Origin of the sequence: Thermanaeromonas toyohensis ToBE, from assembly GCF_900176005.1 — a bacterium.
GTDB classification, from domain to species: domain Bacteria; phylum Bacillota; class DSM-521; order Neomoorellales; family Neomoorellaceae; genus Thermanaeromonas; species Thermanaeromonas toyohensis.
On the sequence record NZ_LT838272.1, the window covers coordinates 392,501 to 407,417 of the forward strand.

Below are 14,917 nucleotides of genomic sequence, written 5' to 3' on the forward strand. Positions count from 1 at the left end.
GGTAGCGAAATTCCTTGTCGGGTAAGTTCCGACCCGCACGAAAGGCGTAACGACTTGGGCACTGTCTCGACGGGGGGCTCGGTGAAATTGTAGTACCCGTGAAGATGCGGGTTACCTGCGGTAGGACAGAAAGACCCCGTGGAGCTTTACTGTAGCCTGGCATTGGGTTTTGGTACCTCATGTACAGGATAGGTGGGAGGCGTAGAACCACTCTCGCCAGGGGGTGGGGAGCCGGCCTTGGGATACCACCCTTGGGGTACTGAAATTCTAACCTGGGGTCGTGAACCGGCCTAGGGACAGTGCCAGGTGGGCAGTTTGACTGGGGCGGTCGCCTCCTAAAGGGTAACGGAGGCGCCCAAAGGTACCCTCAGCGCGGTCGGAAATCGCGCGTGGAGTGCAAAGGCATAAGGGTGCTTGACTGCGAGACCGACGGGTCGAGCAGGGACGAAAGTCGGGCTTAGTGATCCGGTGGTACCGGATGGAAGGGCCATCGCTCAACGGATAAAAGCTACCCCGGGGATAACAGGCTGATCCCGCCCAAGAGTCCACATCGACGGCGGGGTTTGGCACCTCGATGTCGGCTCATCGCATCCTGGGGCTGAAGTAGGTCCCAAGGGTTGGGCTGTTCGCCCATTAAAGCGGTACGTGAGCTGGGTTCAGAACGTCGTGAGACAGTTCGGTCCCTATCCACCGCAGGCGCAGGAAACTTGAGGGGGGCCGTCCCTAGTACGAGAGGACCGGGATGGACAGACCGCTGGTGTACCAGCTGTCCCGCCAGGGGCATCGCTGGGTAGCCAAGTCTGGAGGGGATAAGCGCTGAAGGCATCTAAGCGCGAAGCCCACCCCAAGATAAGGTTTCCCACCGGGAAAGCCGGGTAACGACCCCTGGAAGACTACCAGGTAGATAGGCCGGGAGTGTAAGGGGGGTAACCCCTTTAGCGGACCGGTACTAATCGGTCGAGGGCTTGACCCTAGCACACTATGCAGTTTTGAGGGAACAAGGCCAAGGATAGGTTACAAAGTGAAGAAGAGAAGGAGAGTTAAGAAGAAGATAGAGGGTATAGAAAAGAGGATATAAGGGAAGGAAGGCTTTCTGGTGGTTATAGCGGAGGGGAAACACCCGTTCCCATCCCGAACACGGAAGTTAAGCCCTCCAGCGCCGATGGTACTGGGGGTCCGTCCCCCGGGAGAGTAGGTCGCTGCCAGAAAGCCTGCAATAAGAAAAGGGGCGCGTGAAGACGCGCTTTTTTATTTCCATGAGAGATCATGCCCTGATAATATTTAGGAAGTGATGTAGTATCCTGGCAGTTAATCCCCAGATGATGCGGCCTTCAAATTCGTAAAATAATTCGGGCCAGCGGGCCTGCCGCCAGCGGTAGTTACGTCCGCGGGGTATTTTATGAAAGGGGAAATCGTCGGGAGGCTGGGCCCGGATAGTTATCTCATGATATTCAGGGGAAAGCTTAAGGAGGAGCTCTAGCGGGGCAGTAAAAATCTCTTCTACCTCTTCCGGATTAGGTTTTAGGTTTTGGGGCTCCTTTAACAGGCCTACGAAAGGATGGATAATTTGCATAAAAGGAGTTATAAGGATATCTAGACCACCCCAAGGTTCGAGGGTACCAGGGGAAACCCCTAGCTCTTCACAGGTTTCCCTTAAAGCTGCCTCTTCTTCATTAGCATCCTCCGGCTGGATATGCCCGCCGGGAAAACATATTTCTCCGGGTTGCGTTTTAAGGTGGCGGGAGCGGACTTCAAAAAGCAAAGAACATTTCCCATCTTCCTGCTGGATAAGGGGTAAAAACACAGCGGAGTGTATATACTTATGAGTATCTAGAATGCGGGTTTTGTGCTGCTGGACTTTAGCCTTGAGCCCTAAAGTATTTAGGATAGTAGACATAAGACTAGATAACCACCTTTGCTAGAGAACCTTAGAAGACTACCATAAATTTTTGTAGATGTTTTCCAGAAGGTAGCCACCTTCTAAGAAAGGGATTCGCTTTTGCGGTAGTTTTTCCTCCTTAAAGGGAAATAGCGAAGAAGGGGAAGAAGTATCCATAAAAAAATTAATAGAGGAGGCAATTTATCTTCCGCTTGCAAAAATGGGCTAAAATAGAGTAGGATAGGCCAAAATAATCCATAACAGGATTTGCCTGAGCGCTTTTTAGGCGCTATAAAAAGAATAAGAAGGTCAAATAAAATCAAAAGGTAAGAGTTAGTCAAAGGTGGTGCTATGGAAGGGAAGACTTTAGCTGACCGGATTGAGGAATACTTGAAATGGCTCCTTAGTTCTAATCCAGAAGGAGTAATTGAAGTCCAGCGGCAGGAGCTAGCCAGGGTCTTTGCCTGTGTCCCTTCGCAGATAACCTACGTCCTAGGTACTAGATTTACTGTGGAACGTGGGTATCTAGTGGAAAGCCGGCGGGGTGGGGGCGGCTATGTGCGTATTATACGTTTACCTTTAAGGGATCGCCAGCGTTTTCAAGAATGGGTGGAGAGTGTAATAGGTGAATATGTTTCCCAGGAGGCGGGCGAAGCTATTCTAGCCCGGCTTTGCCAGGAGGGGCTCCTGTCAGAGAGAGAAAAAATACTTCTTAAGTCTGTTATTCACCGCCAGGCCCTACCCCTTGAGCTTCCCGAAAGGGACCGGGTGCGCGCGGCCATCTTGAGATCAGTACTTTTAACCCTGCTGCGAGAAGACCTTTAGTAGTGAAAATAAGGAGGATAATTACCAATGCTATGCGAGCGCTGCCAGCAGAACCCGGCCAGCGTCCATGTTACCCAAATTATAAATAACCAAAAGACTGAACTCCATCTGTGTCAAGAATGCGCCCGAGAGCTTGAACCCCAGTGGCACTGGGATTTCTCTTTACCTAAGTTCTTGGCCAGCCTATTGAACTATGAGCCTAGCCTGGGGTTAAGCCTAGAACAGGGGAGCTCCCGTTGCGGAGAGTGCGGGCTTACCTTTTCCCAATTCCAGCAGACAGGGCGCCTGGGCTGTCCCGAGTGCTACCGCTATTTTGCCAAACGGCTGGATCCTTTAATTAGGCGGCTTCACGGAAGCAACCATCACCGGGGGAAAGTACCTCGGCGAGCAGGGGGAAATTTACGGGTAATGCGGGAGATAGAAAGGCTTAGACTCGAACTACAGGAGCTAGTGGCGCGGGAAGAATTCGAAAAGGCTGCTCAAATCCGTGACCGCATCCGTGAGCTAGAGGCTAAGCTGGAAAGGCAGGGATAAGTATGGGTATCCGTTTAGAGCATTTGAGCAAGTGGATGGAAGGTTCCGGACCCCATGCTGACATAATCATATCCAGCCGCATACGCCTGGCTCGCAATTTAAAAGGGATGCCCTTTCCCCATCTTATGGATTCCCGCCAGGAGGGCCGGGTGGTGCAGCTTGTAGGCCGCGCCATTCAAAGCCCTACAGTAGAGAAAACTTCAGGCCAGTTGTACTTGCAGCGCCTCCGGGAATTGACCCCCCTAGAGCGGCAGATACTAGTAGAAAAACATCTTATAAGCCCCCAATTGGCAGGGGATAACGGGGAAAAGGCAGTGGTCTTAAGGGAAGATGAAGCTATAAGTATTATGGTCAATGAAGAGGATCATCTACGCCTCCAGTGTCTGTTACCTGCCCTTATGCTTCATGAGGGTTGGCGTATGGCCACGAGCTTAGATGATGCCCTGGAGGAAGAGTTAGATTATGCCTTTGATCAGGAACGGGGGTACCTTACCGCGTGCCCTACCAATGTAGGTACGGGTTTAAGGGCGTCAGTGATGGTCCATTTACCGGCCTTGGTGATAAGCAAACAGGCTGGTCAAGTGTTATCTGCTCTAACTAAAGTGGGGTTAGCTGTGCGTGGCCTTTATGGGGAAGGCACAGAGGCGGCAGGGAACCTCTTCCAGATTTCTAATCAGATCACCTTAGGCCGGACAGAAGAAGAGCTCATTAACAACCTTTCTGCTGTAGCTGTTCAATTGGCTGATCAGGAGCGGGCAGCAAGAGAGCATCTTTATAAAAAGAGCCGCTGGCAGCTAGAAGATCGGGTGGGCAGGGCTTATGGAATACTTGCCCACGCCAGGATCTTGAATAGCCAAGAGGCCTTAAAACTCCTTTCCGATGTCAGGCTGGGGGTAGAAATGAAGATAATACGAGGGGTAGACCAACGAGTAATAAATCAACTTATGTTCATGATCCAGCCGGCTTTTCTGCAATACCTAGCTGGAAGGGAGATGCCCCCTCACGAACGCGATGTCCAGAGGGCTAATCTTATCCGGGAACGCCTGCAGGGTAGGTCATCTTAATTCGAGGTACCTTGTTGGATATTCCTTATCCAGCAGGGCAAGTTTTTCGGTTATAAAATTTATTATAGAAAAGCCAGTTTTTACCTTAGAAATTATTTACCTTAGAATATTGTTAGAAAGGAGGAAAATAATTTTATGGGTTTACGTTTTACAGAAAGAGCGCACCGGGTTTTACGTTTAGCCCAGGAGGAAGCGCGGCATCTTAATCATCCCGCGGTGGGGACGGAACATCTTTTATTAGGCCTTTTGCGGGAAGGGGATAGTGTAGCAGCTAGGGCTTTGGCAAGCCTGGGTGTAAATCTTAAGAGTGTACGGGAGGAGGTACGCAAAGCTGTACGACCAGGGGAGGGGGTACCTCCAGGGGAGCTGGGCCTTACCCCTAGAGCTAAGAGGGTCCTAGAGTTAGCCCAGGAAGAGGCTCGACGCCAAGGTGTAAACTATGTGGGTACGGAACATATACTTTTGGGGCTTATGGAAGAAGGAGAGGGTTTGGCCGCGCAAGTACTGGGCTCCTTAGGCCTTACTCCCGAAAAGGTGCGCGAGAGAATAATGGCCTTGTTAGGCGGTGCACAACAGCAGCCTGCAGCCCCCTTCGGTATTCTCTTTGGTAATCTACCCTTTGGTATGGGGGGTATGGGTATCCCTGGGTTCCAGCCGGCGGGCGCTCCTATGGGAGCCAAAGCTACTCACCGTCCGGGGACCAATACCCCAGTTTTAGATCAGTTCAGCCGGGATTTAACAGCTTTGGCCCGGGAAGGCAAGCTAGACCCAGTTATTGGCCGGGAGAAAGAGATCGAACGGGTTATCCAAATTTTAAGTCGGCGCACCAAAAATAATCCGGTACTCATCGGCGATCCAGGTGTGGGTAAGACCGCCATTGTGGAAGGTTTAGCCCAGCGCATTGAACAGAATCAGGTACCAGAGGTCTTAAGAGGTAAAAGGGTAGTAGCCCTAGATATGTCCGGTATGGTAGCCGGGACTAAATACAGGGGCGAGTTTGAAGAGCGCTTCCGGCGGGTCCTAGATGAGATCCGCGCCGCGGGCAATATAATTCTTTTTATTGATGAACTCCATACCCTCATCGGTGCTGGCGCGGCCGAAGGAGCCATAGATGCTGCTAACATCTTAAAGCCCGCCCTGGCCCGTGGCGAGCTCCAGACCATCGGGGCTACTACTATAGATGAATACCGTAAGCATATTGAGAAGGATGCAGCCCTGGAGCGCCGCTTCCAACCCGTTATGGTTAGTGAACCTACAGTGGAAGAGACTATAGCTATTCTAAAGGGCCTGCGGGACCGTTATGAGGCCCATCACCGCGTCAAGATAACAGATGAAGCCTTAGAGGCAGCGGCTAAGTTATCTGACCGATATATTACGGATCGTTACTTGCCCGATAAAGCTATAGATCTTATTGATGAGGCTGCTTCGCGAGTCCGTCTGGCTATTTACACAGCACCTAAGGAAGTTAAAGAATTAGAGGCTCGGTTGGAAGAAGTGCAGAAAGAAAAAGAAGCAGCGGTACACGCTCAAGAGTTTGAGAAGGCAGCCCAGTTGCGGGATGAAGAGAGAAGGATTCGCGAGGAATTAGAGGCTAAGAAGAGTAAATGGGAAAAAGAAAAGGGGATGGAGAAGTCTACGGTTACAGCGGAAGATATAGCTTATATTGTCTCCAGCTGGACAGGTATTCCTGTAGCTAAGCTGGCCCAGGAAGAGACCGAACGGCTACTTCATCTGGAAGAAATTTTGCACCAGCGGGTCATAGGCCAAGATGAAGCGGTTCACGCTGTAGCGCGAGCTATCCGCCGGGCGAGAGCTGGTCTTAAAGATCCTAAGCGACCTATAGGTTCCTTCATTTTCCTAGGGCCTACAGGGGTGGGTAAAACAGAACTAGCTCGAGCCCTAGCTGAAGCCCTTTTTGGGGACGAAGATGCCATGATCCGCCTTGATATGTCGGAGTATATGGAGAAGCATACGGTCTCCCGCTTGGTGGGTGCTCCTCCAGGTTACGTAGGATATGAAGAAGCTGGTCAGCTTACAGAAGCTGTACGCCGCAGGCCCTACAGCGTGGTTCTTTTTGATGAGATAGAGAAGGCTCATCCTGAGGTGTTTAATATTCTCCTTCAAGTTTTGGAAGATGGGCGTTTGACTGATGCTAAAGGTCGGACGGTAGACTTCCGTAACACAGTAATTATTATGACCTCTAACGTAGGGGCTTCGACCATTAAGCGGGAAACCCTGGGCTTCAAAGCAAGCGCGGTAAAGGTAGGGGCGGAATCCTACGAAGAGATGAAGAAGCGGATCATGGAAGAGCTACGCCGTACCTTCCGGCCGGAATTCCTTAACCGTATCGATGAACTAATCGTCTTCCATGCTTTGACTGTGGAGGATATAAAGAAGATTGTAGACCTGATGCTTAAGCAGCTCAATGAGCGCCTTAAGGAGCATAACATTCAGGTAGAAGTCACGGAAGAAGCTAAGGATATCCTTGTGAAGGAGGGTTTTGACGAGGCTTATGGCGCCAGGCCCTTGCGACGGGCCATCCAGACTCTTATTGAAGACCAGCTTTCAGAAGATATGCTCCAAGGTAAGTTTGGGCCAGGCGATAGAGTCCAGGCCGTGGCTGAGAACGGTAAGATAGTGTTAAAGAAAGCCCCGGTAGCTTAAATTGGACTAGGCCTTGTTAAGATGCTTAGTTGGGGAAGGTCGGGATAGCTTCCCGGCCTTTCCCCGTTTCCACTAACTTAAAAGTTTGGGCCAACCAAACTTAATTCCTTCCACCGTCGACAGGGAGGTAGTAAAGTGTTAAAATACTAAACATGAAAGTGTTAGGGATAGCTTCTAGTCCCCGGCGTAGAGGTAACTCGGAACTCCTTTTGGACGCTGCCTTACGCGGCGCTCAAGACCAGGGAACGGAAACCCAGAAGATAATCCTGGCAGAACTTAATATATGGCCTTGTCGAGGGTGTGAGACTTGCCGACAAGGGAATTGTATCCAGCAGGATGATATGGAGAAGCTTTACCCCCTGCTAAAAGAAAGCGATGCCTTAATTTTAGCCTCTCCCATTTATTTTTACGGCCTGCCAGCCCAAGCTAAGGCTATGATTGATCGTTGCCAAGTTTTCTGGCATCGCAAGTATGATACAGGGAATGAGGGTAAGAGGGAAGTGGTGGCTAGGCGCGGGGCTTTGATAGCTGTAGGAGCTACCCGTGGTGCTAAATTGTTTGAAGGTGCTGTGCTGACCACTAAATATTTTTTTAAAGTTTTAGGGATAAGTTATTGGGGCGAGCTTCTTGTACGGGAAGTAGAAGGCTATCAGGAGATCCTAAAAAGGCCAGATGTTTTAGAGGCTGCCTATTCTTTGGGGAAGCAATTGACCCAGGGTTAAAAGCCTAGGTTATGGCGAATGCTTCAAGAAAGAGAGGGAGATAGGAGGTTAAATGTATATGGATAAGGTTAAGACGGCTTTAGAAATAGCCCTCGAGCGGGCTAAGGCTATAGAGGTAGATGAGGAGAAAATCTTAGAACTAGAAAATTTACCGCGGGGCAGGGTTTTAGGAGCCCAATTCCTAAGCAATAAAGATTTTAATCTAGAAGAGGAGTTACAGAAATTTAATGGAAAGGCTAAGGCACATGTAGTGAAAGGCGTAGAAGAAACCTTTTTGGGTAACCTCCGGTTGCCGCGGGACGGAAATTCTATGGAGACCAACCGCCGGTGCATGGAGGGGCTTCTCCTTATTAAAAAGAATAAAGCTGCGCTTAAGCAAGTGTTTAAAGAAATAGAAATGCTTTTCCAGTATTATGCTCGGGCCCTAGAGCAGGCTTATGTTAACTTAAAGGAAGAGTATGCAGCGCGGCTGGCGCAAGCTGGGCGTAGCTTGGGAAAACAAGTTGTTCCTTTACGCCTTCCCAATGTGGAGACTTTACCCGAATTCCAAGAAGAGTGGTTACGCTTCCGCGAACAGCTCTCTGCCCAATATGAAACCCTTTTAGAGGAAAAAAGGCAGTACATCCGTAGTATAAGCTGACCTACCTTAAAATTTTGTTGACCCCAGAGGTAGCCCCACTAGCTATCTTCTTTATCGTTGCGCACCTGACTATGAAAAATTTCTTCTAAGGTCTTAAGGGGTTTTTTCACTTTTACCTGGCTTATTACCCTTTTTACACCCCGGGCTTTAGCTGCAGCGCGGCGGGCAGCTTCTATTTCGTGAGGCTTAAGAGCCTCTCCTTTAAGGAGCACTGTTCCCCGGTGGCTTTTGCCCCCTATATGCTGGAGTTCTACCCCTGGGGCTTGAGCTAGCTCTTCAGCAACTTCGAATTCCACTTCGCTATCCGTTATAGGTCCATCGGTACTTATAGATATAGCATTATCTACCTTTTCCACGCCAGGTATATCCTGGGCTAGGTTAGTGGCCCGTTCTTTTTCTATTAAAGTGTCTACTATACCCTGAAGGCGGGCTTTCCCTTCTACCACTTCTACTTTAAGGCCGTAACCTTTAAGGTCTTTATCAGCTTTAAATGCACGTTGGAGTTCTTCTTGCACCTTTTTAAAGTTGTTTTTCTTTTTTCTACTTGACATGTGACCCAACTCACCTTAAGCTATTTGATAAGCCCTTTTTATTATTCTCCATAGGCCCTCTTTTTAGCAGGAAAATTTATAGGGATGGCGAATATAGTTATATCTAATCGTTATATAAAAAGTGTATACCAATACCCCGGGGGTGCCCGGAAGGGCTGAGAAGTGCTACTTTGGCACTAACCCTTGGAACCTGATTCTGGGTAATACCAGCGGAGGGAAGTGGGGTTTTAAAGTTTTTAAAGTCACCTATTTCCCGGGGTGACTTTTTTAATAACTTGTTAGAGGAAGGGCTTAAATTTTATTTATACTTAAGGCTTATAAAGGAGTGGTATACCATATGACACAGCTAGAAGCGGCTAAACAAGGAAAGATAACGCGGGAAATGGAAAAGGTGGCGGCTAAAGAAGGTATAGATGTAGAAATCTTACGGCAGCGCGTGGCTGAAGGTAAAGTAGTTATACCAGCCAATAAAAACCATACCAACCTGGATCCGTGCGGTATCGGCTTGGGCTTAAGGACCAAAGTTAATGCCAATATAGGGACTTCTACAGCTTACCCGGACATAGAACAAGAACTAAAAAAATTAGAGGCAGCTTTAGAAGCAGGTGCTGACGCAGTTATGGATCTTAGTACCGGTGGGGATATTGACGCCTGTCGCAGGGAGGTTTTGGCCCGCTCCCCGGTAGCTGTAGGAACTGTCCCTATCTATCAGGTTACGGTAGAGGCTCAAAAGCGTTATGGTAGTATGGTAGAGTTCACCGCTGATGACTTATTCCGGGTGATTGAGCTTCAGGCTGCTGATGGGGTAGATTTTATCACTGTGCATTGCGGTGTAACCTTAGAAACGGTGGAAAGGCTAAAAAGGGAAGGACGGCTTACCGATATAGTAAGCCGTGGGGGCTCTTTCCTCGTAGGATGGATGCTCCATCATAGGGAAGAGAATCCCCTTTACGCCCAGTATGATCGCCTTTTGGAGATAGCCCGGCGGTACGATGTTACTTTAAGCTTGGGTGATGGCCTGCGGCCTGGTTGTTTGGCCGACGCCACAGATAGAGCGCAGATACAGGAATTGCTCATCTTAGGTGAATTAGTAGACAGAGCCAGGGAAGCTGGAGTGCAGGCCATGGTGGAAGGGCCCGGGCATGTGCCTCTAAACCAGATCGAGGCTAATATACTTTTACAGAAGCGCCTTTGCCACGGAGCTCCCTTCTATGTATTAGGTCCTATTGTAACGGATGTTGCTCCCGGATATGACCATATTACTGCGGCCATTGGAGGAGCAATAGCTGCTGCGGCTGGTGCTGACTTTATTTGCTATGTTACGCCTTCCGAACATTTGGGCCTTCCTACAGCAGAAGATGTGCGGGAGGGGGTTATTGCGGCCCGCATTGCTGGACATGCGGCTGATCTGGTAAAAGGGATCCCGGGGGCTTGGGAATGGGATAGGGCTATGGCCCAAGCTCGTAAAGCTCTAGACTGGGAAAAACAAATATCTTTGGCCTTAGATCCTGTTAAAGCTAGGCATTACAGATCCAAACGGAACGTAGAAACAGCCGAAGCCTGTTCCATGTGTGGCGATTTTTGCGCCATGCGTATTGTAGGGGAGTATTTAGGTAAAACTATGGAACGTTGTTAACTTACAGTCGGCCACTGGAGCTTAGATGTTTCTTTTTTAAGCATAGTGTTACTTTGTGCCAGCATACGGGCTGGAGTATGGGGCTGACTAAGCTTTTCGTTAGTAAAAACTTAAGGATAGCTTTAGGAGCAAAGCTCTGTAGTAAACTAAGAGACGGCGAGGCAAACTAAACGAACGGTGAGGTTTTATGGCCAGGATAAAGTTGGCTCGAGGGCGAGAGGCAAGGCTAGAGAGTGGTCATCCTTGGGTTTACCAGACGGAAATTGAGGATATATACGGTGATTTTAGACCTGGGGATATTGTAGAAGTGGAAGACTGGCGGGGCAAGTTTTTGGGCCGGGGTTATATTAACCCGGCCTCTATGATTACTATCCGACTTTTAACTTATGACCCCCGGGAAGAGATAAATAAAAACTTTTGGCGCCAGCGCCTTCAAGCGGCCTGGGACTACCGGCAGAAGATACTTAGAGGGGCACCCACAGATTCTTTTCGGGTGGTTTTCGCTGAGGCGGATTTCCTGCCCGGACTTATTGTAGATAAATTCGCCTCTTATCTTGTGGTCCAGACTCTAGCCTTAGGGATCGATCGTCACAAGGATGTTTTGGTAGAAATATTGGAGGACTTAATCCGGCCAGATGGTATTTATGAGCGAAACGATGTGCCTGTCCGGGCCCTTGAGGGATTAGAATTACGTAGCGGGTTTCTTAAAGGGCCTTTTGACCCACTAGTAACCATTGTAGAGAACGGACTTAAGTTTTGGGTAGATTTAGCTCGAGGCCAAAAGACGGGGTATTTTTTAGACCAGCGTGAAAACCGGGCCGCTTTACGTCCCCTGGTAAAAGGTGCTCGCGTGTTAGACTGTTTCTGCCATACAGGTGGATTTGGTCTTCATGCTGCTTATTACGGCGCCCGTGAAGTTTTGGGTTTAGATATCTCGGAGGAAGCTATAGAGCTAGCTAGGCAAAATGCCGAACTTAATGGTTTAGAAAGTATTTGTTCCTTCCAGGTAGCCAATGTCTTCGATGCCCTTAGGGCTATGGATAAAGCCAAGGAACGCTATGATGTGGTGATACTGGATCCCCCGGCTTTTGTTAAAAATAGGAAAGCTTTAGAAGGGGCCATACGCGGATATAAAGAGATTAACCTTAGAGCCATGAAGATTTTAACACCCGGAGGTTTCCTTATTACTTGTTCCTGCTCTTACCATATGCCTCCCGAGCTGTTCTTAAAAATTATCCAGAGCGCAGCTAAGGATGCACGCCGGAGGCTACGCCTTTTGGCCTGGCGTGGCCAACCCCCGGATCACCCTGTGCTTTTAGGGTACGAGGAATCCTGTTATTTAAAATGCTTGATCCTTCAGGTTTTGTAATCGGTTTAGTAACTGTTAGGAGGTTTATTATGTCCTTAAGCCTCCCCTCGAACTTATATCCAGCAACTTTTATCGAACGTATCAGTCGGTTTTTAGTGCGGGCGAAAATGGGAGAGCGAGAAGTTTTAGCCTTTTTAGCTGATCCAGGAAGGCTTAAGGAGCTTTTACAGCCGGGGGCTGAAATTTACTTAACCCCTAGGGCTGGCCCGGATCGGCGGACCACCTTCGATGTGGTCCTGGTGCGCTATGATAGCGTACTGGTGTCTGTGGATAGTCGACTACCCAACCGTATCTTTGCTTTAGCCGTGGAGACCGGCGAGCTTCCGGAGTTTACTGGATACAGCATAGTAAGGCCCGAGGTAAGGGTTGGTGGAAGCAGGCTAGATTTTTTGTTAGAAGGAGAGGAGCAGCTGCCCTGCTACGTAGAAGTAAAGTCTGTAACCCTGGTGGTGGAGGGTGAAGCCCGCTTCCCGGATGCTCCAACTATACGGGGTGCCCGTCACTTAGAAGAGCTGGCTAAACTTAAAGCCCAAGGATGCCGGGCAGCGGTAGTATTTCTAATCCAACGGGAGGACGCCCTTCGTTTTGCTCCCAATGAAGATACAGATCCCTGCTTTGCTGCAAGCTTAAGGCGGGTGGTCACCCAGGGGGTAGAGATAGTGGCCTACCGGTGCCGGGTGGATTTGAAGACAGTAAGGATAATGGGCCCGGTAGAGGTAACGCTTTGAGGAGGTGTGCAGTCCGGTTACTTTTGCTGAAGGTGGGTAGTAGCCCATCTTTTCAGTTCACCCAGGAGGGCTTCCCGGGTGTTAAGGGAGGGGTCTTCCAGGACCTTTTCCAGTAGGTAATTTAAGGCTTTACCCACCGCTGGGCCGGGGGAGAGGTTTAAGTGTTCCATAACGTCGTAACCATTAATGGCGAGATTTTTAAGGCTAAAGGCTAAACTTTCTTGCTGGATCTTTTTTAAGCGCTGGGAGAATTCCTCCAAGGGTGAAAGATCAGCCTGAGGATCAGTCCCTAAGATATCGGCCCGTCTCAGTTCCAGGAGATCCTCTACCGCTTCTGGGCCTACGCGGCGCAAGAAACGTCGTAGTCCGGCTGGGGTGGTGGGATAAGAAAAGAGGTGGTGGCTAATAAGGTGGAGGACTTTCTCCCTAAACTCCCGGCTAAACTTAAGACGCTCCAAAACAAGTCTTGCCAGCTCTACACTTACCTTTTCGTGCCCATAGAAATGTATATTTTTTTCTTCCTCCTTCCGGCAGGCAAACTTTCCTATATCGTGAAGCAAAGCCGTCCACCGCAAGTGGGGAGAGGGGGAAATTTCCCGGACTACCGCTAGAATATGCTCAAATACATCCAATTTATAACTTTGATTTCCCTGGATAACCCCCTGATTCCGGCTAACCTCGGGTAATATCACTTCTAGTAAGCCTACTTGTTGCATTTTTCTTAAGCACTGGTCGGGATTGGGTCCTAGTAAAATTTTGGTGAGTTCTTCCCGTATACGCTCTGCTGAAACGCGAAGGATTTTTCCCAGGCTGGAAGATATAGCTTTTAATGTGGCTTTATCCCAGTAGATTTTGGCTCCCACGGCTCCTGCGCGACTCATAAGGTAAAAAGCGCGTAACATCCTCAAAGGGTCTTCTTCAAAGCGCTCTATAGGATTGCCTACTGCTTTTATTTCTAGAAGTTTACACTTAAGCTTAGGTATGACCTGGTAAGGATCATACCATTTTTGGGCTACCGGATCGTAGGCTAGAGCATTTACAGTAAAATCGCGGCGTTTAAAATCCTCTTCTAGGGAAACCCCAAAGTTTACTTGACCAGGTTTTCTTTTTAACGTATAGTCCTTTTCCTGGCGGAAGGTGGTAATCTCCAGGGCATGACCCTCTATCATTACAGTAACGGTTCCAAATTTAAGACCAGTAGGAATAGCCCTTTCAAAAAGGCTCATTACTTCTTCTGGAAAGGCGTTAGTAGCGATATCCCAATCCTTGGCTTCAAGCCCCAGCCAATAATCTCTAAGGGCCCCACCTACCACCCAGGCGGCATAACCTTTTTCTTGTAAAGTTTTAACAGCTTGATATACAAAATTAGGAAGCATTATTTTGGTAGGCAACCTATATTCAACTCCTTAATTTATCACTTTATCTTATTATCAAGTTACATCAATTCAATTCTAGCTTACTTTGGCTTACTCCTATAACTTAAACTTTGCAGAAACACTAGGCTAAAGATAGGGCAAAAATATGATAAAATTAAGGAGGAGCAATTTTGTTAACGCCCCAATTAAATAAAAAGCAAAAATGGGGGAGTAAAGTGCCGAGACCACCTAAATGTCGGCGTGTGGCTTTCATTCCGGGTATTACCTATTTTCAACCAGCTGGTATCCCTCTAGAACAGGTAGAAGAAGTTGTCCTGGCGTTAGAAGAATTGGAAGCTATCCGCTTAAAAGATCTAGAAGGATTAGAACAAGAAGACTGCGCTGCTAGGATGCATGTTTCCCGCCCCACCTTTGCCCGGATTTTAAATGCAGCCCGGGCCAAGGTTGCGGAAGCTTTAGTTAGCGGGAAGGCTATTAAGGTAGAGGGGGGTTGCTACCAGCTGGTGGGAAGAATATGCTGTCCCCAATGTGGCAGGAGATGGGAGCCAGAAGAGGATAGCTTAGAGTTTTGTCCCCACTGTGGAAATAGGGGCTCAATAAGGGGGGCAGGAGCTCCGCGAAGGTGCCGTAGGCGGCATGGATGGCAGGAAGGGGAGGATACTTCATAAACCTTGCCAGGCCCTAAGGTAGGAATTAAAGTAGGAATCAAGAAAAGAAGTAGCGAAGTACGGGTGCCCTTAACCTTTAAAGGGTAAAGGGTTAAAAGGGAAGCCGGTGAGAATCCGGCGCGGTCCCGCCACTGTGAAGGGGAGGGCCTTACATTTAGGTCACTGGGGTTTTAAGCCCTGGGAAGACGTAAGGTTCCGGTGAACCTGAGCCAGGAAACCTGCCCGTTGACTTTTAGCTTGCCCACCTACGCGGATAGGGAG

Annotated in this window: 13 protein-coding genes, 2 rRNA genes and 2 riboswitches (1 of these 17 only partly in view); of the genes, 12 read left to right on the forward strand and 3 right to left on the reverse strand. The window is 48.9% G+C overall.

Translation table 11 applies throughout. The features are described from left to right. Nucleotides 1–973: ribosomal RNA gene (locus B9A14_RS01940) — 23S ribosomal RNA — on the forward strand (it extends 2,054 nt beyond the left edge of the window). A 119-nt stretch (nt 974–1,092) separates the two neighbouring features. Continuing rightward, nucleotides 1,093–1,208, forward strand: a 5S ribosomal RNA gene (gene rrf, locus B9A14_RS01945). 56 nt (nt 1,209–1,264) lie between these two features. Here rrf and B9A14_RS01950 read toward each other — a convergent pair. Continuing rightward, nucleotides 1,265–1,897 (reverse strand): NUDIX hydrolase, encoded by a 633-nt coding sequence (locus B9A14_RS01950; protein WP_084663497.1) that lies wholly within the window; start codon nt 1,895–1,897, stop codon nt 1,265–1,267. A 333-nt stretch (nt 1,898–2,230) separates the two neighbouring features. On the opposite strand from B9A14_RS01950, the gene B9A14_RS01955 reads away from it, so the two are divergent. The 6 genes from B9A14_RS01955 to B9A14_RS01980 all read left to right on the forward strand — a co-directional run bounded on the left by B9A14_RS01955 (nt 2,231) and on the right by B9A14_RS01980 (nt 8,328). Next, on the forward strand, nt 2,231–2,704 hold the full coding sequence (locus tag B9A14_RS01955) for a CtsR family transcriptional regulator (protein WP_084663499.1): 474 nt from the start codon (nt 2,231–2,233) through the stop codon (nt 2,702–2,704). Between the two features lie 27 nt (nt 2,705–2,731). Beyond that, nucleotides 2,732–3,238 carry a UvrB/UvrC motif-containing protein gene (locus tag B9A14_RS01960; protein WP_084663501.1) on the forward strand — a complete coding sequence of 169 codons (507 nt, stop codon included), beginning with the start codon at nt 2,732–2,734 and terminating at the stop codon, nt 3,236–3,238. 2 nt (nt 3,239–3,240) lie between these two features. After that, complete coding sequence (locus B9A14_RS01965; protein WP_084663503.1) at nt 3,241–4,302, forward strand: protein arginine kinase; 1,062 nt, start codon at nt 3,241–3,243, stop codon at nt 4,300–4,302. Nucleotides 4,303–4,437: 135 nt separating this feature from the next. Continuing rightward, a complete protein-coding gene (locus tag B9A14_RS01970; protein ID WP_084663505.1) occupies nt 4,438–6,966 on the forward strand; it encodes an ATP-dependent Clp protease ATP-binding subunit in 2,529 nt (842 codons plus the stop codon). A 152-nt stretch (nt 6,967–7,118) separates the two neighbouring features. Continuing rightward, nucleotides 7,119–7,688 carry a flavodoxin family protein gene (locus B9A14_RS01975; RefSeq protein ID WP_084663507.1) on the forward strand — a complete coding sequence of 190 codons (570 nt, stop codon included), beginning with the start codon at nt 7,119–7,121 and terminating at the stop codon, nt 7,686–7,688. Nucleotides 7,689–7,746: 58 nt separating this feature from the next. Then, on the forward strand, nt 7,747–8,328 hold the full coding sequence (locus B9A14_RS01980; protein ID WP_084663509.1) for a DUF6657 family protein: 582 nt from the start codon (nt 7,747–7,749) through the stop codon (nt 8,326–8,328). Nucleotides 8,329–8,366: 38 nt separating this feature from the next. On the opposite strand, the gene B9A14_RS01985 is transcribed toward B9A14_RS01980, so the two are convergent. Further along, complete coding sequence (locus tag B9A14_RS01985) at nt 8,367–8,879, reverse strand: BON domain-containing protein (RefSeq protein ID WP_084663511.1); 513 nt, start codon at nt 8,877–8,879, stop codon at nt 8,367–8,369. Nucleotides 8,880–9,007: 128 nt separating this feature from the next. Next, a riboswitch (TPP riboswitch) is annotated at nt 9,008–9,115 on the forward strand. Nucleotides 9,116–9,216: 101 nt separating this feature from the next. Between B9A14_RS01985 and thiC the strand changes: the two genes are divergently transcribed. From thiC to sfsA, 3 genes are all read left to right on the forward strand, one after another. Beyond that, nucleotides 9,217–10,515, forward strand: a complete 1,299-nt coding sequence (gene thiC, locus B9A14_RS01990; RefSeq protein WP_084663513.1) for a phosphomethylpyrimidine synthase ThiC — start codon at nt 9,217–9,219, stop codon at nt 10,513–10,515. A 187-nt stretch (nt 10,516–10,702) separates the two neighbouring features. Further along, a complete protein-coding gene (locus B9A14_RS01995; RefSeq protein ID WP_084663515.1) occupies nt 10,703–11,884 on the forward strand; it encodes a class I SAM-dependent rRNA methyltransferase in 1,182 nt (393 codons plus the stop codon). Nucleotides 11,885–11,913: 29 nt separating this feature from the next. After that, a complete protein-coding gene (gene sfsA, locus B9A14_RS02000) occupies nt 11,914–12,612 on the forward strand; it encodes a DNA/RNA nuclease SfsA (protein ID WP_157109746.1) in 699 nt (232 codons plus the stop codon). A gap of 17 nt (nt 12,613–12,629) precedes the next feature. Here sfsA and B9A14_RS02005 read toward each other — a convergent pair whose 3' ends face one another. After that, nucleotides 12,630–14,003, reverse strand: coding sequence for a CCA tRNA nucleotidyltransferase (locus B9A14_RS02005; protein WP_084663519.1), 1,374 nt, complete (start codon nt 14,001–14,003; stop codon nt 12,630–12,632). A 200-nt stretch (nt 14,004–14,203) separates the two neighbouring features. On the opposite strand from B9A14_RS02005, the gene B9A14_RS02010 reads away from it, so the two are divergent. Further along, a complete protein-coding gene (locus B9A14_RS02010; protein WP_084667005.1) occupies nt 14,204–14,656 on the forward strand; it encodes a DUF134 domain-containing protein in 453 nt (150 codons plus the stop codon). A 44-nt stretch (nt 14,657–14,700) separates the two neighbouring features. Continuing rightward, a riboswitch (cobalamin riboswitch) is annotated at nt 14,701–14,896 on the forward strand. The last annotated feature ends 21 nt before the right edge of the window (nt 14,897–14,917 follow it).